Source organism: Qipengyuania rhodophyticola (assembly GCF_042493225.1).
Taxonomy (GTDB): Bacteria; Pseudomonadota; Alphaproteobacteria; order Sphingomonadales; family Sphingomonadaceae; genus Erythrobacter.
Genome location: NZ_CP170454.1, coordinates 56,600 through 77,634, shown reverse-complemented (window position 1 = coordinate 77,634; position 21,035 = coordinate 56,600). Strand labels below are relative to the sequence as shown.

The 21,035-nt window shown below is 56.1% G+C and carries 18 protein-coding genes, 1 tRNA gene and 1 pseudogene; 14 read left to right on the top strand and 6 right to left on the bottom strand.

Annotation, left to right across the window (positions count from 1 at the left end; genetic code table 11):
* Nucleotides 1-2 precede the first annotated feature (2 nt).
* Complete coding sequence (locus ACFCXQ_RS00365) at nt 3-2,261, bottom strand: alpha-galactosidase (RefSeq protein WP_379551991.1); 2,259 nt, start codon at nt 2,259-2,261, stop codon at nt 3-5.
* A gap of 144 nt (nt 2,262-2,405) precedes the next feature.
* Between ACFCXQ_RS00365 and ACFCXQ_RS00360 the strand changes: the two genes are divergently transcribed.
* The 8 genes from ACFCXQ_RS00360 (at nt 2,406) to ACFCXQ_RS00325 (ending at nt 13,584) form a co-directional block, all read left to right on the top strand.
* Complete coding sequence (locus ACFCXQ_RS00360; protein WP_379551989.1) at nt 2,406-3,251, top strand: helix-turn-helix domain-containing protein; 846 nt, start codon at nt 2,406-2,408, stop codon at nt 3,249-3,251.
* Between the two features lie 191 nt (nt 3,252-3,442).
* Nucleotides 3,443-6,364 carry a TonB-dependent receptor gene (locus tag ACFCXQ_RS00355; protein WP_379551987.1) on the top strand — a complete coding sequence of 974 codons (2,922 nt, stop codon included), beginning with the start codon at nt 3,443-3,445 and terminating at the stop codon, nt 6,362-6,364.
* A 198-nt stretch (nt 6,365-6,562) separates the two neighbouring features.
* Nucleotides 6,563-8,017, top strand: a complete 1,455-nt coding sequence (locus ACFCXQ_RS00350) for an SLC5 family protein (RefSeq protein ID WP_379551985.1) — start codon at nt 6,563-6,565, stop codon at nt 8,015-8,017.
* 32 nt (nt 8,018-8,049) lie between these two features.
* Nucleotides 8,050-8,994: a tRNA pseudouridine(55) synthase TruB gene (gene truB, locus ACFCXQ_RS00345; RefSeq protein ID WP_379551983.1), complete on the top strand. Its 945-nt coding sequence runs from the start codon at nt 8,050-8,052 to the stop codon at nt 8,992-8,994.
* A gap of 12 nt (nt 8,995-9,006) precedes the next feature.
* Entirely contained in the window at nt 9,007-9,276 is a 270-nt protein-coding gene (gene rpsO, locus ACFCXQ_RS00340; RefSeq protein WP_379551981.1) for a 30S ribosomal protein S15, read from the top strand.
* A 172-nt stretch (nt 9,277-9,448) separates the two neighbouring features.
* Nucleotides 9,449-11,737 carry a polyribonucleotide nucleotidyltransferase gene (pnp, locus tag ACFCXQ_RS00335; RefSeq protein ID WP_379551979.1) on the top strand — a complete coding sequence of 763 codons (2,289 nt, stop codon included), beginning with the start codon at nt 9,449-9,451 and terminating at the stop codon, nt 11,735-11,737.
* A 106-nt stretch (nt 11,738-11,843) separates the two neighbouring features.
* A complete protein-coding gene (locus ACFCXQ_RS00330) occupies nt 11,844-12,893 on the top strand; it encodes a succinylglutamate desuccinylase/aspartoacylase family protein (RefSeq protein ID WP_379551977.1) in 1,050 nt (349 codons plus the stop codon).
* 10 nt (nt 12,894-12,903) lie between these two features.
* Nucleotides 12,904-13,584, top strand: coding sequence for a spermidine synthase (locus ACFCXQ_RS00325; protein ID WP_379551975.1), 681 nt, complete (start codon nt 12,904-12,906; stop codon nt 13,582-13,584).
* Nucleotides 13,585-13,599: 15 nt separating this feature from the next.
* Here the strand turns inward: ACFCXQ_RS00325 and ACFCXQ_RS00320 are convergent, their stop codons facing one another.
* The 4 genes from ACFCXQ_RS00320 to ACFCXQ_RS00305 form a co-directional block, all read right to left on the bottom strand.
* Nucleotides 13,600-14,520 (bottom strand): DUF481 domain-containing protein, encoded by a 921-nt coding sequence (locus ACFCXQ_RS00320; protein WP_379551973.1) that lies wholly within the window; start codon nt 14,518-14,520, stop codon nt 13,600-13,602.
* A 22-nt stretch (nt 14,521-14,542) separates the two neighbouring features.
* Nucleotides 14,543-15,070, bottom strand: a complete 528-nt coding sequence (locus ACFCXQ_RS00315; RefSeq protein WP_379551971.1) for a DUF1993 domain-containing protein — start codon at nt 15,068-15,070, stop codon at nt 14,543-14,545.
* A gap of 96 nt (nt 15,071-15,166) precedes the next feature.
* Entirely contained in the window at nt 15,167-15,436 is a 270-nt protein-coding gene (locus tag ACFCXQ_RS00310; protein ID WP_379551969.1) for a hypothetical protein, read from the bottom strand.
* Between the two features lie 84 nt (nt 15,437-15,520).
* Nucleotides 15,521-16,204 carry a GcrA family cell cycle regulator gene (locus ACFCXQ_RS00305; RefSeq protein ID WP_379551967.1) on the bottom strand — a complete coding sequence of 228 codons (684 nt, stop codon included), beginning with the start codon at nt 16,202-16,204 and terminating at the stop codon, nt 15,521-15,523.
* Nucleotides 16,205-16,371: 167 nt separating this feature from the next.
* Between ACFCXQ_RS00305 and ACFCXQ_RS00300 the strand changes: the two genes are divergently transcribed.
* Complete coding sequence (locus ACFCXQ_RS00300) at nt 16,372-17,208, top strand: ABC transporter permease (protein WP_379551965.1); 837 nt, start codon at nt 16,372-16,374, stop codon at nt 17,206-17,208.
* A gap of 64 nt (nt 17,209-17,272) precedes the next feature.
* Here ACFCXQ_RS00300 and hspQ read toward each other — a convergent pair whose 3' ends face one another.
* Nucleotides 17,273-17,653: a heat shock protein HspQ gene (hspQ, locus tag ACFCXQ_RS00295; protein WP_379551963.1), complete on the bottom strand. Its 381-nt coding sequence runs from the start codon at nt 17,651-17,653 to the stop codon at nt 17,273-17,275.
* Between the two features lie 179 nt (nt 17,654-17,832).
* Between hspQ and ACFCXQ_RS00290 the strand changes: the two genes are divergently transcribed.
* From ACFCXQ_RS00290 to ACFCXQ_RS14690, 5 genes and pseudogenes are all read left to right on the top strand, one after another.
* Nucleotides 17,833-17,922: transfer RNA gene (locus ACFCXQ_RS00290), tRNA-Ser, on the top strand.
* Between the two features lie 445 nt (nt 17,923-18,367).
* Nucleotides 18,368-18,799 carry a hypothetical protein gene (locus ACFCXQ_RS00285; protein ID WP_379551962.1) on the top strand — a complete coding sequence of 144 codons (432 nt, stop codon included), beginning with the start codon at nt 18,368-18,370 and terminating at the stop codon, nt 18,797-18,799.
* A gap of 71 nt (nt 18,800-18,870) precedes the next feature.
* Complete coding sequence (locus tag ACFCXQ_RS00280) at nt 18,871-19,314, top strand: ParB/Srx family N-terminal domain-containing protein (protein WP_379551960.1); 444 nt, start codon at nt 18,871-18,873, stop codon at nt 19,312-19,314.
* Between the two features lie 171 nt (nt 19,315-19,485).
* Nucleotides 19,486-20,202, top strand: a complete 717-nt coding sequence (locus ACFCXQ_RS00275) for an IS6 family transposase (protein ID WP_379551958.1) — start codon at nt 19,486-19,488, stop codon at nt 20,200-20,202.
* Between the two features lie 177 nt (nt 20,203-20,379).
* Nucleotides 20,380-20,988, top strand: a pseudogene (locus ACFCXQ_RS14690) (IS6 family transposase).
* Nucleotides 20,989-21,035: the final 47 nt, after the last annotated feature.

The following is a 21,035-nucleotide window of genomic DNA, read 5'->3' as shown; positions in this document are numbered from 1 at the left end:
TCTTACGCTTCGGTCAAATGGAAAATCAGGCAGGTGTCTGGGAAAATCAGCGGCATTTGTATGCCGTGCTCCATCAGGGCACGCGCCTGAAACGTGCTTCCCACGCCAAGTAGATTGGCCTGATCGATGATTGAAGGCTCCGTGATTGACGTGTTGCGCATGGGCCAAACCAGCTTGGTGCGATAGCTGCGATCTGGATCAAGACCGGCAAAACGAATGCGGGCAGGCAGTGTCATCGGCGCAGGGTCAAGCTGCGCGCAGGAAAACAAAGCCTCGCTTTTGTCCGGAGCAACGCAGCCAACAGCGTTGAAGTATTTGGGCGCATCAAGCCGGTGGAAATCACCGCCATGGATCAGCGCGCGGTGCTGTTTGTGCAAGGCAATTGCTCGCCGCAGGATTTCGCGATCTTCCTCGCTCTCATCGAGCAGATCGAGCTCCATGCCCATATGCCCGAACATGGCGCTGGCCGCCCGGAATTCCATAGAAAACACGCGCCCAGTGATGTGGCATTTGCGCGGGCCGACATGGCTTCCGGTGATGCGCAGCGGGAAGAAATGGCTTGCCCCGCGCTGGATTGATTGACGCTCGCGGGCGTCATTATTGTCCGATGCCCAGAAGCGGTCAGTATGGCGCAAAATCGCATAATCGACGCGTCCGCCACCAGATGAGCAGCTTTCAATTTCAAGCTTGGGATGCGCCCCTCGCAGCTTCTCCATCAGGCAATAGACCGCCTTGGTTTGCTGATGCATGGCGCCGCGATTGCCGCTGCCGGGATGGTTTGTGTCGCGGTTCATGTCCCATTTGATATAAGCGATATCATATTCGCTGATGAGCGCGGTCATCTTGTCGAAAAGATAATCGAATACCGCCTGTTTCGTTAGGTCAAGTGTAAACTGATTGCGGAACGGGACGGGCTCGACACCATCGGCATGGAGTACCCAATCCGGATGTGCGCGAAACAAGTCGCTGTCCGGATTGACCATTTCTGGCTCGAACCACAGGCCAAATTCCATGCCCAGCTCGCGCACGCGGCTGGCCAATGTGTGCAGGCCTTGCGGATAGACCTCTTCAGAAACCCACCAATCGCCAAGCCCGGCTTTGTCATGGCGGCGCCCGCCGAACCAGCCATCATCCAGCACAAAGCGCTCTGCACCGACCGCGCTCGCTTGCTCGGCTAGCTGCATCAAGCGTTCTTCCGCGTGGTCGAAATAGACTGCTTCCCATGTGTTGTAGTGAACCGGGCGAGGGCGATTTAGCCCGCGCGCATCGAGCAGTTCATCCTGAACAAAATTGTGCAATCTTTGCGTGCAATTAGAGAAGCCATCAAGCGACCAGACGGCCGTGATTTCCGGTGTCGTATAAGCTTCGCCGCGTTCCAGCTGGATCTCACCGGGGAACAAGAACTCACCCATTTGCAAGATGGTGCGGCCGTCCTGATGCTGGTCAACACGCACGCGGTTGTTACCGCTCCAGCCAAGGTGGAAATTCGCCGCAAGTCCCGAGGTCTCGCTCGAGGATTTGGTCCCAGCGAGGAGGCCGGGGAAGCTGTCATGACTCGTGCGGCCAGCTTTGTTCTCGCGCATGTAAGAACCGCGAAACAAGTCGATTTCTTCAATTTGAAATTCTGCTGCCCAGCGGCCGGTGAAGCCAAACAATTTGTCGAGGCGATCATCGAGCGGCAGGCACAAGGCGCTGCACCACTCCACCGATAGCGGCTCGCTCGACCGGTTTATGATGGTGGTTTTAGCGGTGAAAATACTACTCGAAGGTGTTAGCGCGAAATGATGCTGTGCGTCGATTTGCGTATTTGGGTCGCTGCAATGCAAGATGATTGCATGCTCGCCGAGTTTCTCCACTGAGGTGACGCGGAAATCGGCAGCAAAACCAGTGCCATTGCGGTGTGCCTTAAAGCCCGAGGGACCGGCGATACCTGTGCCAAGCTCATTGAGGAGTGAGCCGCGCAAGTGGACATTGGCGCTGCCCGGTGCGTGTTGCTTGGTGCTGAGCAGGGCAAGTTCTTGAGGGCTCACCTTGCCAATTGACGGACCGCTATAAATCACGCGAGGGCGCTCACCCAAGGCCGCTTCCAGGAAAATCTGTGTTTCTGCTGTCTCAAGGCATACGAAATCCGCTGCATTGGCTGGACTGGTCTCGAGCGCGTCAGCGGGCGCTGGCTCATGCCTCGCCGCTTCTGTGCGAACTTCGTCGCCCATATCAATGCGCTCACTAGTACGCGGCCCCGAATTCACCGAATCGTTCATGTCAGTGACTCACTCTCTTCAGCAAGGCCAATAGCCTTGTCCCCATTCCGCGTTTGAGCATGAGTTAGCCCGTTATGTGAAGGGTTGTTTTGGTAAAGCATGCACAATTTGGTAGAATCCCTCTAAGCACATATGAACGCCAGTATGTGGCAAGAAAAGATATACAAACAGAACCTCCAATTGTCGCCGCTCGGCGGTATCCGGATTGCGTGCTTTTTGAAAGACGGGATTGGCGTGCTGTCGAGCAAGCGGGTCTTACCGCATTACACGCTTGTCTATGTGGTGCGCGGACAAGGCAGTTACCGCGATGCCAATGGCGTATCGCGCAAGGTGACCGCGGGTGATGCCATTCTCGTCTTTCCGGGGCTGGAGCATTGGTATGGCCCAGCCAAGGGCGATACTTGGGATGAGTTCTATTTGGTGTTCGAGGGCCCCGTGTTCGATATGTGGCGCGATAGCGGCTGCTTTGATCGCAATAAGCCGGTTATCAATCTCAATCCGATGGATTTTTGGCGTGAGCGGATCCTCTCATTGATTGGCTCGGGCCAAGCGCGGACCGAGGAGGATTACTTGCGTGAGGCGATTCGAGTGCAGGAGCTTCTGGCTGAAATACAGGAAGCTGGCAGGCGCGATCTTGAGAAGGATATTCGCTGGCTTGCAGATGCAAAAGCGGCTTTGGAAACGCATGCCGATGCCAAGGATGCGGCGAGCGCCATGCGCGAGAGATATGAGGCGTTTCGCAAGAAGTTCCGGCGACTTTCTGGCGTATCGCCGGGTAAATATCGGTCCAGCCTCATTATGGAACGAGCATGCGATCTGCTCGCTCACGACAATCTCAAAATGCGCGAGATCGCGGCGCAGTTGGGGTTTTGCGATGAGTATCACTTCAGCCGACAGTTCAGTAAGAAAGTGGGCTGGTCGCCATCCGAATTTCGGGCTCGAATTCGGCAAAATCCGGTTAGCTTAGATGATTTGGGACAAATAGGCTGACCTTTATGGTGTGACCTTGCTGACCTTCGGAAATCCTGCGGCAAAAACGCCATACTATCGGCCTGTTTGCCTATTTCTTCCCAAAAAACACATTTCTCACCCAAACCAGCCATGGATTATGAACTTTTGTAACGGCAGCCCATGGGAGAGAGATCGGTCGCGTGACAGCGAGCGAGATTTGGGAGAGAGAAATGAACTCGAAATTTTACACCGCCCTTAGTGCGTCCGTCGCGGGTATTGCACTGGTCGCCAGTCAACCAGCCCTTGCTCAAGAAGCAGGCAGCGAAGATGTTGCTGAAGACAGCACACCAGAAAACGCAATCGTAGTGACCGGGATCCGGGCTAGCCTCGAAAACTCCATCAATCTAAAGCGCGACAATGCTGCCGTAGTTGACGCGGTCTCGGCGGAAGATGTCGGCAAGTTCCCTGATAACAACGTCGCTGAATCGCTTCAGCGTATCACAGGTGTTGCGATTGACCGGTCTGGCGGTGAAGGGCAGTTCATCACTGTTCGCGGCCTCGGCCCTGAGTTCAACGCGGTTCTTTTGAATGGCCGTACGCTGGCGACGGACAACCCAGGCCGCGAATTCTCATTCGATGTTCTTTCATCCGACATCATTCAAACCGCCGAGGTTTACAAAACCTCTGTTCCGCAGCTTCAATCAGGGGGCATCGGCGCCCTGGTCAATGTTCAAACCGCGAAGCCTCTTGATCGCCTCGGCTTCAATGCGTCGCTGTCCGCAGCAGGCATCTATGAGAATCTCAGCGAAGAATTTGGCGCAGATATTAGCGGCGTTGTGTCGTGGTCGAATGGAACCGTCGGTGCGCTGTTTGGCGCTTCGTATAACAAGCGTAATGCGCAGTTTGACCGCAACCTGACCAACGGCTTTATCCTGCGCGGCGGTAATGATGCCATCCTTCTGCCGGAAACATCGACCGATCTAGATGCGACCGATATCGGGGCCTTGCCTGAGGGCGCGCGCTTGCAGCAGCAGGTTATCTATAGCCGCGACATTCAAGACCGCGAGCGTCTGACCCTCAATGGCGCCGTGCAATTTGCGCCTTCTGATCGCTTCACCGCGACATTTGACGGGCTCTACTCATCGTTCGAAATCGACTCGTTTGATACGCAGTTCTCGGGCTTCTTCGGCCCTCCATTCATCGATCCACAGCTGGACGCGAACGGCACGGTTGTATCTTTCTTCCGCCCCAGCGCGGACTTCCGTGCGCGCAACCCTCTTCTGGGTGTACCTGATGCTGGCGCAACGCCGGAGCCAAATGATACCGACGTGGGCTTCTCGCAGAATGACAATGTATTGACTTCGAACAATCGCGATGCGGAGACGTTTGCGTTTGGCGGAAACTTCGATTTCCAAGCCAGTGATGCGCTCAATTTTGTCGCTGACATTTCATGGTCGCGTGCGACACGCGATGGTACGAACCCATTTGTAGTTCTGGGCGCTCTCGCACCGACATCACCCTTCATCGACTCGACCCGCGACGATGGCATTTCAACGATCACTAACATTGTCGATTCTGACTTCACCAATCGCGATATCCAGCGACTGCACTTTGTGAATGTCAATCGGACGCGCGTTGAAGACGAAGTATTCGAAATCCGTCTTGATGGCGATTGGGAAGTGGATCGCGGGCCGCTGCGCAACATCACTTTTGGCGGTATCTATACTGATCGCGAAAAAACTCAGGACGTGTTTGATAACTTCGCCGATCCAGATGGCGAAGGTCCGTTGGGCGCAGGCAACATCTTCTGTGCCTTCTGTGGTTACACCGTGCCGTTTGACACCTCGATCCTTAGCGAGTTCTCATTCGATGGGTTCTTGAGCGGTGTTCCTGGAGCGGAGCTTGTTCCGGCCAACATCCTCAATGCAAGCTTTGCGGATGCGTTTGCGGTTCTCAACGATCCAGCAAATATCAACAATCCAGATCGGACCGGCGGGCTGACAACAGAGTTGCTCGCTTACCTCAATGGCCCAGGCATTGATCCAACTTTTGGCATCTACACGCCGACATTTAATGCCGAATCCAGCTTTCAAGTCGAAGAGCAGATATACGCAGCGTACTTCAACACCGCTTGGGAAGGCGAGTTTGGCGGCGATTTGCCATGGTCTGCCAATGTAGGCTTCCGCGTAGCATTCACCGATGTTCTATCGAGCGGTGTTGATGCGCCGGTCATCGAGATCCGCGAGTCTGCCGGTGATACGCAGCTTGTCGTGACGCGCGGTGCATCTTCGCCCGTCTCAGTGCCGAATGACTATGTGAATTTCCTGCCATCGGTGAATTTCAAGATTGAGCCAGCGGACGACATTATTGTCCGTCTGGCCTATGCACGCACCGTGACTCGCCCGACGCTGACGGCGCTGGGTGTGGCCAACACCTTTGGCGGACGCTCCGATGCCCCGCTCAGCGGCGGCGGTAACCCGCTACTTGAAGCCTTTGAAGCCGACAATTTCGACATCACCTTTGAGTGGTACTTCGATAATCTCAGCTATTTCAGTGTCGCTGGCTTCCACAAAGAGTTGGGCGGTTTCCTCGAGGAATCGACTATCTCGGTACCGGGTCAGGTGATCCGGCCCGCTGGCAACCAAGGTGTGACCGTTGATACGGTACTCGACCTCGACTTCCAGGATACGCGTCAGCGTAATGGCCTGTCCGGTTCGATCACCGGGGCAGAGATCGCCTTCCAGAAGACGTTTGACAACGGCTTTGGCGGTATCATCAACTACACCTATGTGAACTCGACGCAGGACAATGCGCCTCCGGGTGATTTGGGCTTCAACGGCTTCACGCCGCACACGTTCAACGTCACTGGATTCTATGAAAATGGCCCACTGGCTGCGCGAGTCTCGTACAACTATCGTGACGGCTTCCTCGTGCAGGAAAACGCCGAGCAAAGCGAACCGCGTCAGCGGGAGAGCTTTGGGCAGCTGGACTTCTCGGCGAGCTTTGACTTGACCGATCAGTTCCAGGTTTTTGTCGAGGGTCTCAACGTCCTCAATGAAGACACACGCGACTTCTCACGCTTCCCCAACCGGGTGCTGACATATCTGCGTACTGGCGCTCGCTACACCGCGGGTGTTCGCGCCAAGTTCTAAGAAGGCGATAGAAGAGACTTATATCGTGTCGGACTTTCGGGGGATTGATCCGGCACGAATTGAAGAGGTGGTTCACTTCCCTGACCTAGGGGCGGACCACCTCTTTTTTTGCGCGTTTTTGCCCGGCCTCAAATCGAGGTTGGACAAATCTGTTATCATTGCGCAGACACGCGGTTCGGGCGAGAGGAAAATAAGAGTATGACTGATCCGGTTCAGATAGGCGTGTTTGTGGGTATCACCGCGTTGATCGCCTTTGCCACTTACATGCATTGTCGCGGCAAGCTGGATGAAAGGCATTCGGGCGAAAAGGACTACTTCCTCGCGAGCGGCGGGCTCAAATGGTACTTTATCGCCGGTTCGATCACGCTCACGAACCTCTCTACCGATCAGCTGATTGGGATGAACGGCAATCAGATGGCACTGCTCGCATGGTGGGAATTTGCCGCCGTTGCAGGCCTTTTGATCCTGACATTCGTGTTTCTGCCAGTCTATTACAAAAACAACTGCACGACGACCACTGAGCTGCTGCAGAAAAAGTACAATGACAAACATATTCGCGCGCTAATCAGCGTGCTGTTTCTGTTCGGCAATCTGTTCATTTTCCTGCCTGCGATCCTTTATGGCGGATCGCTCTTCCTGCTCTCAATGGTCGGGCTGGATACGGGGTTGGAGAACCTGCTGATCGTGTCGGTAACCCTTGCCATTGTCGGGGCGTGCTATGCCATTTTTGGCGGGCTGAGAGCGGTCGCGGTGTCTGATACCTATTCGGGCGTGCTAATCCTTGGGCTGGCTTTGTTGGTGGTCTATCTCGCGCTGCAAGCAATTGACTTTGACCTTTCCGGCATTCCGGCGGACCGACTGACCCTTATCGGGGCAAATGACAGTCCGATCCCGTGGCATACGCTCTTGACTGGAATGATTTTCATCCAGACGTTCTACTGGTCGACCAATCAGACGATTACACAGCGTGCTATGGCTGCGCCCAACATCAAGGAAGCACAAAAGGGCGTGCTCACTGCAGCGGGTATTCGCCTGCTGATCGTGCCTGCGATTGTGGTCATTCCCGGTATAGTTTCGTACAAGCTCTACGGCGATGTTGGCGATGCAGCATACGGCCGGATTGTTGGCGATGTGCTGCCTGTCTGGCTCTCGGGAGCGTTTGCCGCGGCGCTGGCAGCGGCGGTGCTCACCACCTTCAATTCCATCCTCAACGCTAGCGCCGCGCTTTACGTGTGCGACATTCATGAAGCCTATGTTGACCGGCCAACTTCGGTTGCGAAACTGAGCGCAATTGTCTCAATTGCGATGTCGGTGCTGGCACTCTTGCTGGTGCCATTTTTCGCGAGCCAGGAAAGCCTGATCAATACAGTGCAACAGCTCTATGGTTTGTTGTCCATGCCTATCCTGTCAGCATTTGCGGTGTGTTTACTGTTCAAGAATGTAAAGGCGGGCGCGGCGATGATCGGCGTGGTCACGGGCGTCGCGTTCTACGGTTTCTGGAGCATGGTCTGGGAGCCTGCGCATTACATTCACGGCATGGCGGTGACACTGGTGCTCTCGATTGTCACTGCGCTGGTGATGAACAAGCTAGTGTTTGGACAAACCCCGCAATTTTCGCTGGGCGGAGCTGAGCCGGTGCCGCAAGCCACTTGAGGTGGTTTGGGTAAGCCCCTAACCGGGCGTGCATGAGCAGCCTCAAACCCGCGCCGCCAATACCGTTTTCGGGCTGGATCATCCTGGACAAGCCGCGCGGGCTTGGCTCGACGCAGGCTGTGGCCGCGGTGAAACGCAACCTGCGCGAGGGCGGCTATGCCAAAACCAAAGTCGGGCATGGCGGCACGCTTGACCCGCTTGCCGAGGGCGTTTTACCCATCGCGCTAGGTGAGGCGACGAAGCTCGCAGGCCGGATGCTGGATGCGAGCAAGATTTACGAATTTACCATCAAGTTCGGCGAGGAGACCAGCACGCTCGATACTGAGGGCGAGGTGGTGGAGCGCTCGAACCACATACCCGATTACGCGGACGTCGAGCAGGTAATGCACTCCTTCGAAGGTGAGATCGAACAGGTCCCGCCTGCGTACTCGGCCATAAAGATTGATGGTAAGCGTGCCTATGCAAGAGCCCGGGCTGGCGAGGAGTTGGAGATTCCTAGGCGGCGCGTTACGATCCACGAGGTAACCTACGTCGCTGAAGGGGAGGAACCAGATGGGGCGCGTTGGGCGATGCTTCGGGCCCATGTTTCCAAGGGCACGTATATCCGCTCGCTCGCCCGCGATATCGCCCGCGAACTTGGAACAGTTGGCCACGTCACTTACCTAAGGCGAACAAAGGCCGGCCCGTTCACCGAAAACCAGTCGATTTCGCTGGACAAACTCAATGAAATCGCTAGTGGCGCGCCATTGCAAGACTTAACCCTGCCGCTCGAGGCGGGGCTGGACGACATCCCGGCCCTCAATCTCGATCTGGAAAGCGCGCAGGCGGTCCGTCAGGGCCGGGTCCTTTCCGGAATGCCCCAACCATCTGGGCTCTATTGTGCGACGTTGGACACTGTCCCCGTTGCGCTAATGGAAATTGAGGATGGGACGGCGAAAGTCGTAAGGGGTTTCAACCTACCCGATGTCGCTAAGTAAGTGAGAACAGATATGTCGGTATCAGCCGAAGAAAAAACCAAAATCATCAAGGACAACGCACAGGGCAAAGGCGACACCGGTTCGCCAGAAGTCCAGGTCGCGATCCTCACAACCCGTATTCGCAACCTCACCGAACACTTCAAGACAAACCACAAGGATAACCATTCCCGTCGGGGTCTGTTGATGATGGTGAACAAGCGCCGTAACCTGCTCGCCTATCTCAAGAAGAAAGACGTTGAGCGGTATAACGCCCTGATCCAGAAACTGGGTCTGCGTAAATAAGAGTTTTCAAGGGGCGGCCAGATGGTCGCCCTTTGTCCATTGGGAACCTGTCGCAATCCGGTGACAGGACCATCGGAGCCAATGAGGCTCCACCCCGGCCCGGGCCGGTACACCCGGAAACAAGAGGCCCCGCCACGCAATCAGGCGTCACGCGGGTTCAAAAGGAAAATACATGTTCGACAAGAAAACCGTATCGATTGAATGGGGCGGAAAAACCCTCACTCTCGAAACCGGTCAGATCGCCCGTCAAGCAGACGGCGCAGTGCTGGCCACTTATGGCGAAACCGTGGTGCTTTGCGCCGTGACCGCCGCCAAGAGCGTCAAGGAAGGCCAAGATTTCTTCCCGCTGACCGTTCACTATCAAGAAAAATTCTCTGCAGCTGGCCGGATCCCCGGCGGCTTCTTCAAGCGTGAAGGCCGCGCAACGGAAAAAGAGACGCTGACTTCGCGTTTGATCGACCGTCCGTGCCGCCCGCTGTTCCCAGAAGGGTTCTACAACGAAATCAATGTTATCTGTCAGGTTCTGTCCTATGATGGCGAGACAGAGCCAGATATCCTTGCGATGATCGCAGCCTCTGCTGCTCTGACCATCAGCGGCCTGCCATTTATGGGCCCAATCGGCGCAGCGCGCGTTGGCTATAACAATGACGGCGAATATGTCCTCAACCCAACCGTCACAGACGCGCTTGGTGACGAAGGCAATCTCGACCTCGTTGTCGCTGCGACACAAGACGCGGTGATGATGGTGGAATCCGAAGCGAAAGAACTGACCGAAGAGCAAATGCTCGGCGCGGTGATGTTCGCTCACGAGGAAAGCCGCAAGGTTATCGGCGCGATCATCGATCTCGCTGAACAAGCTGCGAAAGATCCGTGGGAACTCGATCCGGTCGAAGATAAGACTACTGCTCTCGAAGAGCTGCGCGGCGTTATCGGTGATGATCTGGCAGCCGCCTATAAGATCACTGACAAATCTGCCCGTCAGGATGCGGTGAATACAGCGCGCGAAAAGGCGCGCGATCACTATGCTGACCTCGCAGAGAGCGATCCGGCTGAGTATATGGGCCGCCTCAAGCTCGTGAAGAAGCTGGAAAGCGACATTGTTCGCAAGGCAATCCTAAAGGATGGTCAGCGTATTGATGGCCGTAAGACCGACGAAGTTCGCCCGATTGAGGCGATGGTCGGCCTGCTGCCCCGCACCCACGGTTCGGCGCTGTTCACCCGCGGTGAAACGCAGGCGATCTGTACCACAACGCTGGGCACTAAAGACGCTGAGCAGATGATTGATGGGCTGGAAGGCCTCTCATACAACAACTTCATGCTGCACTATAACTTCCCGCCCTATTCGGTCGGCGAAGTGGGCCGCTTTGGCTTCACCAGCCGCCGCGAAACCGGCCACGGCAAGCTCGCCTACCGCGCGCTGCACCCTGTGCTGCCAACGGTTGAAGACTTCCCATACACCATCCGCGTTCTGTCAGACATCACCGAGTCCAACGGCTCGTCCTCGATGGCGACAGTTTGTGGCGGATCGCTGTCGATGATGGATGCAGGCGTTCCGCTGAAGCGTCCAGTATCCGGCATTGCGATGGGTCTGATCCTTGAAGGCGAAGACTTCACCGTGCTGTCCGACATTCTGGGTGATGAAGATCACTTGGGCGACATGGACTTTAAGGTCGCGGGTTCTGAAGAAGGCATCACCAGCCTTCAGATGGATATCAAGGTTGCCGGCATCACGCAGGAAATCATGGCACAGGCGCTGGAGCAGGCGAAAGCTGGCCGTGCGCACATCCTGGGCAAAATGACCGAAGCACTTGGCTCTTCACGCGGTGAAGTATCCAAGCATGCTCCGCGCATTGAAACCATGCAGATCGACAAGTCGAAGATCCGCGACATCATCGGCACGGGCGGCAAAGTCATCCGGGAGATCGTCGCTGAAACCGGTGCGAAGGTTGACATCGACGATGAAGGCACGATCAAGATCAGCTCTTCAAACGCGGATGAAATCGCTGCGGCGAAGGCCTGGATCGAGGGCATTGTGGAAGAGGCCGAAGTTGGCAAAATCTACAATGGTAAGGTCGTCAACATCGTTGATTTCGGAGCATTCGTGAACTTCATGGGCGGCAAGGACGGTCTCGTCCACGTCTCTGAAATGAAGAATGAGCGGGTTGAGAAAGTCACTGACGTCGTCAGCGAAGGCGACGAAGTGAAGGTCAAGGTTCTCGAAATCGACCAGCGCGGCAAGGTTCGCCTGTCGATGCGCGTTGTTGACCAGGAAACTGGCGAAGAGCTCGAAGACACTCGCCCACCACGCGAGCCACGCAGCGGCGGCGGTCGCGGTGGTGATCGTCGCCCACGTGGCGGTGGCCGTGGCCGCGGCGGTGATCGCGGGGGCCGTGGCGGAGGCCGTGATGGCGGCGGTTCTGATGAGGGCGGCGCGTCCATGCCGGACTTCCTCAAGGACTAAGCTTCACGCTTATTGGATAAAGAAGGGCCGCTTGGAGCAATCCGGGTGGCTCTTTTCTTTTGTATGAGGATGGCCCATTTCAGGCTCTCAGCAAAAAGGATATGAATTGCCCAAAACCACACCGCGCCCGCCGTTCATCCTATGCGGCCATGAAGTGCCCGCCGGTACAGTTGCGACGATCGACGCCCCGATCAGCCGTCTTTCCACCAGCACCGAGGTCTCGCTGCCGATCAGAGTGATACACGGCGCAAAACCGGGGCCGACCATGTTTGTGAGCGCCGCGATCCACGGCGATGAAATATTGGGTGTGGAGGTGATCCGCCGCTTGCTTACCCATGTGTCGGCAAAGCGTTTGTGCGGGACATTGCTGTGCATTCCGATTGTCAACGTGTTCGGCTTCGTCGCGCACCAACGCTACTTGCCAGACCGGCGCGACCTCAATCGCTGTTTCCCTGGCTCTGCGAAAGGCTCGCTCGCGGCGCAATTGGCGAATGTCTTCACCACTGAGATTATCGAGCAATGCGATTTTGGCGTGGACTTGCACACGGCCGCGCTGCACCGCACGAACTTGCCGCAAATCCGCATCAGTGCGGATCGCCCGCGCGCAGCGGAACTGGCCAAAGTGTTCGCGCCGCCAGCGATCATCACCTCTAGCCTGCGCGAGGGGTCTCTGCGGCAAACCGCGGCGGAGCATGATTGCGACGTGCTGCTGTTTGAGGCCGGCGAAGCCTTGCGGTTTGACGAGCTGGCAATTCGCATTGGCGTGCAGGGCATTTTGCGCGTGATGAACCACCTCGGCATGGGGGTGCGCAAGCCAGCGAAATCGGCCGCCGCGTCTGTGCGCAGCGTGCGCACATCATGGGTCAGGGCAAGCGAGGGCGGCATTTTCCGCGCGATCAAGGCGGCGGGACAATTCGTTGAAGATGGCGAATTGCTGGGCACGATCTCCGATCCATTTGGGGAAGAAAACCACGACATTACAGCCACATTATCCGGTGTTATCATTGGCCGAACCAACTTACCGGTCGTCAATCAGGGGGACGCCTTGATGCATATTGCCGAGGTTGTTGCACCAGATACCGCCGATGACCGGTTGAACGACATCGCAGAAGCTGTTTTGGCCGACACTATGTTTGACGAAGACGAAATCATCTAAGGCCCCCGCCATGCTAAAACGTGAACTGATCGACACCGTGGAAATCCCCGATGGGGAAGTGCTTGAGCTCTACAGCCACGGGCGCGATTTCATGATTGTGCTGGGCTATAATGAGCTGATGAGCACGCGCATGCGCTTCTCTGAGGAGCAACTGGCTGAGCTCACATTTGACCGGTTGGAGAAGAACAATCCGCGCATCCTGATCGGCGGATATGGCATGGGCTTCACTTACCGCGCGGCGCTCGCGCGGATGGGGGAGAAGGGCGAGGCCGTGGTCGCTGAAATCTCCGACAAGATCATCGAATGGGCCAAGGGGCCGATGGCAGAGCTGACCGGCGATGCTCTGGATGATCCGCGCCTGGACCTCAAGATTTGCGATGTCGCCGCGCTGATCGATGATGCGAACGATGGCACATGCGCAAAATTCGATGCGATCCTGCTCGACGTTGACAATGGCCCAGACGGCATGGTGCGTGCGGATAACAACCGCATCTATTCGCGCACGGGGCTCGCCAAAGCGCGCGATGCGCTAACGCCGGACGGTGTGCTCGCGGTGTGGTCCGCCGCGCCCGACCACGGTTTCCGCCGTCGCTTGGAGGATGCGCGCTTACAGGTTGAGGAGCGCCGTGTGCGTTCTCGTCCCAATAACAAGGGCGCGCACCACGTCATCTGGTTTGCGTCCAAGCGCTAAGTCTATTCGCCTGCTCTAAAACCCGTAAATCAGCGTAAAGCGCGTCAAAGTATCGGTGCTAACGGCACCCAAAGGCGGGTTAGTATCATGGTCGATAACATAGGCGACACGCGCGCTAAGATTGCCGCCTAGCGCTGCTTCTAGACCTGTGGTCGAATTATAGGTCGAGTTACCTGATTGGATGAACGCGCTGGCATCTTCTGTGAATTTGATCGTGTCAGTGATCTGCCAGTCAAAATCGAGCGCCGCGAGGCCCGCAAGCGCGCTATCCGTGCCGCCGCCGATGAAGCTGGTTTTGCGCCATGCTGGGCCGCCTTTGATAGCGAGCTGCATGCGCTCATTGTCGATTACGCGGTAGCCGAGACCGCCTGAGGCGGAGATACGCGATGAGAAGCCTTGAAAACGGTCACGCTCATATTGGGCCAGCCCATAGGCAAAGAGACGGTCACTGATGTCGCGATTAACCTCGTAAGCGCCCACGAATTGCTCACGTGTGGTCACGCCATTGGTGCGTTGAAAGTCTGCCAGCCCAGTGAGCTTATGCCGCCAATCGATGCCGACCCGCTCCAGCGTGATGCTCGCGGTTAGCCCAGTATTGCTGGAGTTGCCGGTTGAACGGAATGCGCCGATTTCGCCATTACCGCTCCAATTATCAAGCAGGCCAGCATTGCGCATGGCATCTTCCTCGGCCTGCGCTTCCGCAGCTGCATTGGCTTGCATTTGCACATCAAACTCGCCCTGGATCGCCTCGAGTGCAGCAACGTCGTCAGGATTGGTCTGCTTCGCCAAATCGATCACTGTCGCCACAGCATCGGGATCGCCGCTTTCAATCGCGGCATCGATCATAGCGCGCACTGGGTCCGGTATCTCAGCCAGTGCGACAGATGGAGAAAGTGCAGCGGCGCTGGCCGCAAGCGTAAGAACAAATGGCTTCATGATAACCCCTCAACAAAGTGGGCTACGCCGTGAGCACTCGCGGCGTTCCCAGAAAATCACGTTTGCTGAGCGTTACGCCTTTCATCCGCAGGATGTCGTAAAATGTTGTCGCATGAAAATAGAAGTTAGGCTGATTGAAACTAAGCAGGAAGTTCTGGCCGGTGAATTCCATCAGACGCTTCCCGCCTAGCACGAACCCGATTGTTTTGTCCGCCAGCGCCTCAACCTCACCTGGGGTGAGCGCATCGAGCGTGCTCAGCGCATCGCCAGTCATGGCGCGCATGCTGCCCCAACTATTGGGCACGTCGGTGAAGTCCGGCGTAAACTCTCCGCCCTTCATCTGACCAAAAGTATAGGCTGAATGCATCCAGCAGGCACGGACATGCCAGGGCAGGGTCCACATATCTTCGGCGAGCTTGGCCTCGATTAACTCGGCATCCTCCAGACCATGTTCTTTCACATGCGCCTCGCCCTTGTCGATGAGGCCATTTAGCCCGCCCAAGATCTGCTGGCAGCTGGGAACGAAGGCATCATAAAGTGAAATGGACATGGGGTGTTCTCCTGATCGGTACGTCGCGCGCTAGCACTATTGCGCGGGCCGCGTCAGGGGAAATCAATATTTTTAGCGGCGAGAACGTATGCCACCTCAGCGTTTCTTGTCTGTCCCTACGTCTGACAATATGCTCAGCATCCCTTCGCGTGACTTGAAACAAATGCGCGCCAGAATGAGTAAGACCGCTGCGGCAGCAAGACCGGGCCAATGCGTGGTGATCGCGAATGTCTCGCTCGATAGGGTGTGGTAAGCGAACAGCAAGCCACCTGGTATCAGGATAATCCAGGCTATTGCGCGGCTATACGCCGACCCGATCTTGCGATCGAGGCGATCAAACCCGTTTGTTTCCTTGCGATCAGTCATATGCTGCTCCCTGGATATAGATATCCTAAGAGCGGCGTATTTCGATCGGGTTAAAAGTGCATTTGCCCTTCAGCGTAAACGTTTTTAACGAACGCGCGGCCCGCCAAATGGAAGAGGTGGAGGGGGGCGGCGTGAGCCGCGCGGCAGCTGTGCCTGGAAGGCCCGTCCACAATGTTCGACGCAGTATGGAAAGCCGGGATTGACCGGCGCTCCGCAAAAATGGAAGTCGGGCTCGCCCGGGTGGCCCATCGGCCACCGGCAAACCTTGTCCGACAAATCGAGCAGGCTCGTCTTATCTGCAATCTCCGGGCTCGGCTTGGCCGGTACCAGACGCCGCGGGGGCGCAGGCGGAATAGGTGGTTGCTGATCTCCGGGGCCCTGACGCAAGAAGCCGCCGGGCCCAACCGAGACGATCTTGGGAAGGTCAGGTGACTTGTTCGGCAGCGGCTGGAACGGGATGCTCGAATCTTTGGTGTGCGAAGCAGGAATTGGCGTACGCGGATCCGGCCGCCCACCGGTTTTCGCTGTCTTGGTCGCGGTTTTCTTTGCTGGCGCTTTTTTTGCCGCAGGCGCCGCCTTCTTCGCGGGCGCCTTCTTCTTGTCGGCTGACTTCACGGGGGATGGGCGCGATTTGAGCCCAAGCCGGTGCGCTTTGCCGATCACGGCATTGCGGCTCACACCGCCAAGCTCTTCGGCAATTTGGCTGGCAGTCGCGCCGCCTTCCCACAACTTCTGCAAAGTCGCGATACGTTCATCAGTCCAGCTCATTCAGTATCCTGTATAAATTAATTCATCCGGCGGTTTGCCGAGATATAAGTGACTAGCGATTACTCAGCGCAGATGGCTTGTCACCAGAGGCGCAAAGCACTACTCGCCCGCTGATGGTCGATCAAGCCAAACCTACGCCCGATACCTCCACCTCGCCAAAGAACGATATGCCCAAACACCAAAGCACGTTTACGCCGCGCGGTGAACCCGTAATTGCCGGGATTAACCGGGTTGGGTTGTGGAGTCTCTATATTAAGGAGGTTCGGCGGTTTCTCAAGGTGCAGACGCAAACGATTTGGGCGCCAGCGGTCACGACCTTGCTGTTTTTGGTGATTTTCTCAGTCGCGCTGGGCCGGGGCGGACGCGAAGTTCTGGGCGTATCCTTTAGCAGTTTTGTGGCGCCGGGACTGATCATGATGGGCATGATGCAAAATGCCTTTGCCAATTCGTCCTTCTCGCTACTTTCGGGCAAGATCCAAGGGACGATCATCGACTTGCTCATGCCGCCTTTGTCTGAGGGCGAATTAATGGCCGGCATTGTCGGCGCGGCGATGACCCGCGCTCTGCTGGTTGGCTGTACAGTGGCCGCCGCAATGTTCCTCTATCCCGGCGTGACGCTGGGCATCGCGCATGGCTGGGCGATAATCTGGTTTGGCCTGATGGGCGCAATTATGCTGTCGCTACTAGGGCTGATGACCTCGATCTGGTCTGAGAAGTTTGATCACAACGCGGCGATTACCAATTTCGTGATCGCCCCGCTCAGTCTGCTTTCAGGCACGTTTTACGTGATTGATAATCTCGCACCAGCTTTCCAGGCGATCAGCCGCGCAAACCCGTTCTTCTATGTGATTTCCGGCTTTCGCTACGGCTTTTTGGGCGAAACAGACATTGGCGGCGCAACCTCAGATGTAGTGGTCGCGGCGCTTGGCCTGCTCGCGCTCAATGCCGTGCTGGCTTTGATCGCATATCGCCTGCTGAAGTCGGGTTGGAAAATCAAGAATTAGGCATCACTGCCCGGGTCGCGCCTAAGGGGGCAGCCGGGCAGAGTCACTAATACTAGGGGCACCCTTAGTGAGTTAGGGCCCGCCGCAAGCGATATCGGCCGTCTTCAAAGGTCTCGAACAGCTCATGCACATCAGGGTGCTCCACCGGTCCGCCGATTGAATCGCCAAGTAGGTTTTGCTGGCTGACATAGGCCACGTATGAGCTTTCATCACTTTCAGCGAAGAGATGATAGAATGGCTGATCGCGGTGGGGGCGAATGTCTTCTGGGATCGAATTGTACCATTCTTCGCTGTTGGCAAAGACTGGGTCGATATCGAAAATCACGCCGCGGAAATCGAAGATTTTATGGCGCACAATGTCCCCGATGGCGAAAGTCGCGCTTGCGCTTTGAGGGGCTTCAATAGTGCGGCCAGCTTGAGCCGAGAAAAATAGAGTTCGTTCCATGAGTTGCACAGATATGGAGAAGGCGCTGCAAAAGACAAGCTGGTAAGTGACGCGTTCCCCCGATTTTGCAGCGCTCGCCCGGATTTGGACTTGGCATCGGAGGCGGCGTCCGCTAACCGCGCCATCCTTGACCAGCCGGGCAGTGCGCAGTGGATGCGTTGCAAAGCCGGGCTCATTGCGGAGAGATGCCGGAGTGGTCGAACGGGGTAGTCTCGAAAACTACTGTGCTCTTACGGGTACCCAGGGTTCGAATCCCTGTCTCTCCGCCACCTAGTCTGGTAGTTTCCTGAAACTAGAGAAGGCTGACTGCAGAACCGCGCAGTTCTGCGCCACTCTGGCTATCAAACCGTACCGAAGAGAGAACGATCTCGAGAAAAATGCCGGCAAGTTGGCGGGTTTTCTCTGTCGGTCATTTGCGAGGTACGGAACTGGCCAACTTCCCTGTTAACGTCGTTTTTGGGAATGCATCTTGCGAGGCGAAGGACCCATTGGCCGAATTTGCGCCGGATTTTCAGGCAATTACGGGCTTCTCTCGCGTATTTCGCCAGGTTTTCTTCGCGGTGTTCTGCGAGAAAAACAGGGAATTTCTCCGCCATTAACAGGGAAAATCTAGGTGAGGATCAGGGAAAATCGTTTCCCTGCACCAAACGTTGGTTGGCCTTCGAGCGAAGATCGGCAAGAAGCCTCGTCGTTGGCCAAGCAAGGGAGAGCCCGATGACACGAGTAACTGCGTATGAGATGTTCGAGCCGGTACATATCGCCTGGCTTCATCGCCGCCACCCCCGCGGACTGGACGTGATGCCGAGCGACCTTGATAGCATTCTTGCTCACATGCCCGGGGCATCGGTGGATGCTCTTTATCGTGAGTACCGTGCAAGGCAGGCTGCTGGGAAGCTTCACAAGAAGCGCGGACGAAAGCCAATGACGTGTCTTGATTATCTGAGGCTTTGGGCAGCGCGGTTCGAGATCGAAGAAGAGGTGGCACGGATCAAGTCAGGGCGAAGCGCTGGAATGACTGTGAGAGGTTACGGCGATGACGCTCCTTGTGTCCAAGCAGCTGAGATCGTTGCGAGGCGCTTTCGGTATGGGTCTGGACGCGCGCTGCTCAACCAACACTCAAAGCTCGGAATCAGCGCGCGGGCTTGATGAATTAAGATGAAAGCATCGCGCTCGCATATCTGACAGCTGGGCTGCTCCTTTGACCATAGGAGCAACTCATGAAGGATCTGAACCCAATTGCCGATGCAAAAATCCGCATGGCGGATGTTACTGAACTCAAGCCTCACCCGTCCAATCCACGCACTCACACCAAGAAGCAGGTCGGCCAAATTGCAAAGAGCATCGAATGCTTTGGCTTCTGCAATCCGATTCTCATTGACGAGGGCAATCGTGTCATCGCGGGCCATGGGAGATTAGAGGCGGCCAAGAAGCTGGGTATGAAGACAGTGCCAACACTCGTATTGTCTGATTTAAGTGAAGCAGAGAAACGCGCTTACATCGTGGCTGACAATCGCTTGGCCGAACTTGCTGGATGGGATGACGATCTTCTGTCAGCTGAGCTGTCGGAGATTGCAGCGCTGGATGATGGCTTCGATCTAGAGCTGACGGGTTTTGATAGCGGTGCGATCGAACAGTTAATCGAAGAGGTGTTGTCAGACTAACTGCACCTGTTGCGGATCGAGGCGGCGAGGGTAGGGCAATTCGATGCCCAGACGCCGTAAACCAGATAGCCCATTCAAGCGTTTCAACTCGTCACCCCAGGTCATCCGGCTGGTCTTGTCAGGCTAACTGTGCCTGATTGACGGATATTTAGGTGCGGGTAGGTCAGTTTGATGCCGAGACGCCGTAAACCAGATAGCCCGTTCAAACGCTTCAACTCTTCGCCTGAAGTTATTCGGCTTGTGGTGCTGATGTATGTGCGTTTTCCGCTGAGCTTGCGCAATGTCGAGGATCTGTTGGCTGAGCGTGGGATCGACGTTTGTCACGAGACGGTGCGGTTCTGGTGGAACCGGTTTGGTCCGATGTTTGCAGCCGATATCAAGCGGCAGCGCATCAACCGCATGCGTGGCTTCAGGCATTGGCGCTGGCACCTCGATGAGATGTTCGTGAAGATAAACGGTGAGACGCACTATCTGTGGCGAGCGGTTGACCAGGAAGGCGAAGTGCTTGAGAGCTACGTCACCAAGAAAAGAGACAAGAAGGCCGCTCTCAAGTTCATGAAGAAAACGCTCAAGAACCACGGGCGGGTCGAGACAATCACCACTGATGGCCTGCCATCCTACAAAGCGGCCATGAGCGAGCTTGGAAACCAGGGCAGGCAGGAGATGGGCCGCTGGGCGAACAATCGGGTGGAGAACTCGCACTTACCCTTCCGCCGAAGAGAGCGGGTCATGCAGCGTTTCAGGAGGATAAAGTCTCTTCAGAAGTTCGCCTCTGTTCACGCCAACGTTCACAACCATTTCAACACAGACAGACATCTTACCGATAGACAGACTTACAAGGCCAACCGCTCAGCCGCCCTGGCTGAGTGGCAAGGCCTCATGGCGTGATCGATGGGGAAGGTAGGGCGCTTTCCCTCTAGCGGAGACGAGTTCGCGTTAGACTGACAGCACCCTTGTCAAACTAACGTGCTAGGCGAGAGTTGGGGCTGCTAACCAGTTGCGACGAAGAGAAAATCGGGAGTTAAACGGCCAAATTCCTTCCATCGTTTCAACTCGTCACCCGAGATCATTCGGCTTGTTGTGCTGATGTGTGTTCGCTTTCCGTTGTGATTGCGAAACGTGGAGTATCTTCTGTGCGAACGCGGTTACGACATCATCTATGGGACGGTTAGAATGTGCTGCAACAGGCTCGGACCGCTGTTTGCTTCCGACATTCGAAGGCATCTCGATAAAATGTGTATGAAAGAGAATGGAGAGACGCATTACCTTTGGTGCACGGTAGATCACGAAGGCGAGATCCCCAAGAGCTAAGTCACGAAAAAGCGCTGCAAAAAGGCAGCTTTGAGGTTCCTTCGCAAGGCATTAAAGCAGCACGGTCAAGCCGAGGCCATAGTCACAGGTGATTTCAAGTCCTATTTATCGGCTATGCGTGAACTGGGCAATGAAAGCTGCCGCGAGATGGGAAGATGTAAACACAGTTGAGCGGAGAACTCACACTTACCGTTCCGACGGAGAGCGCGCGCAATGCTTCGGTTCCGACAGACAAAATCGCTAAAGAAGTTCGCCTCAATCGATGCCAACGCCCACAACCACTTCAATAGCGACTGCGATTGGCAATCTTACAATGCAAGCTGCTCAGCCTCCTTGGCTGCGTGGCAAAACCTCATGGCCTGAACAGAGGTGAGGGTAGGGCGCTCCACGCCAATCGGAGACAACCTCGC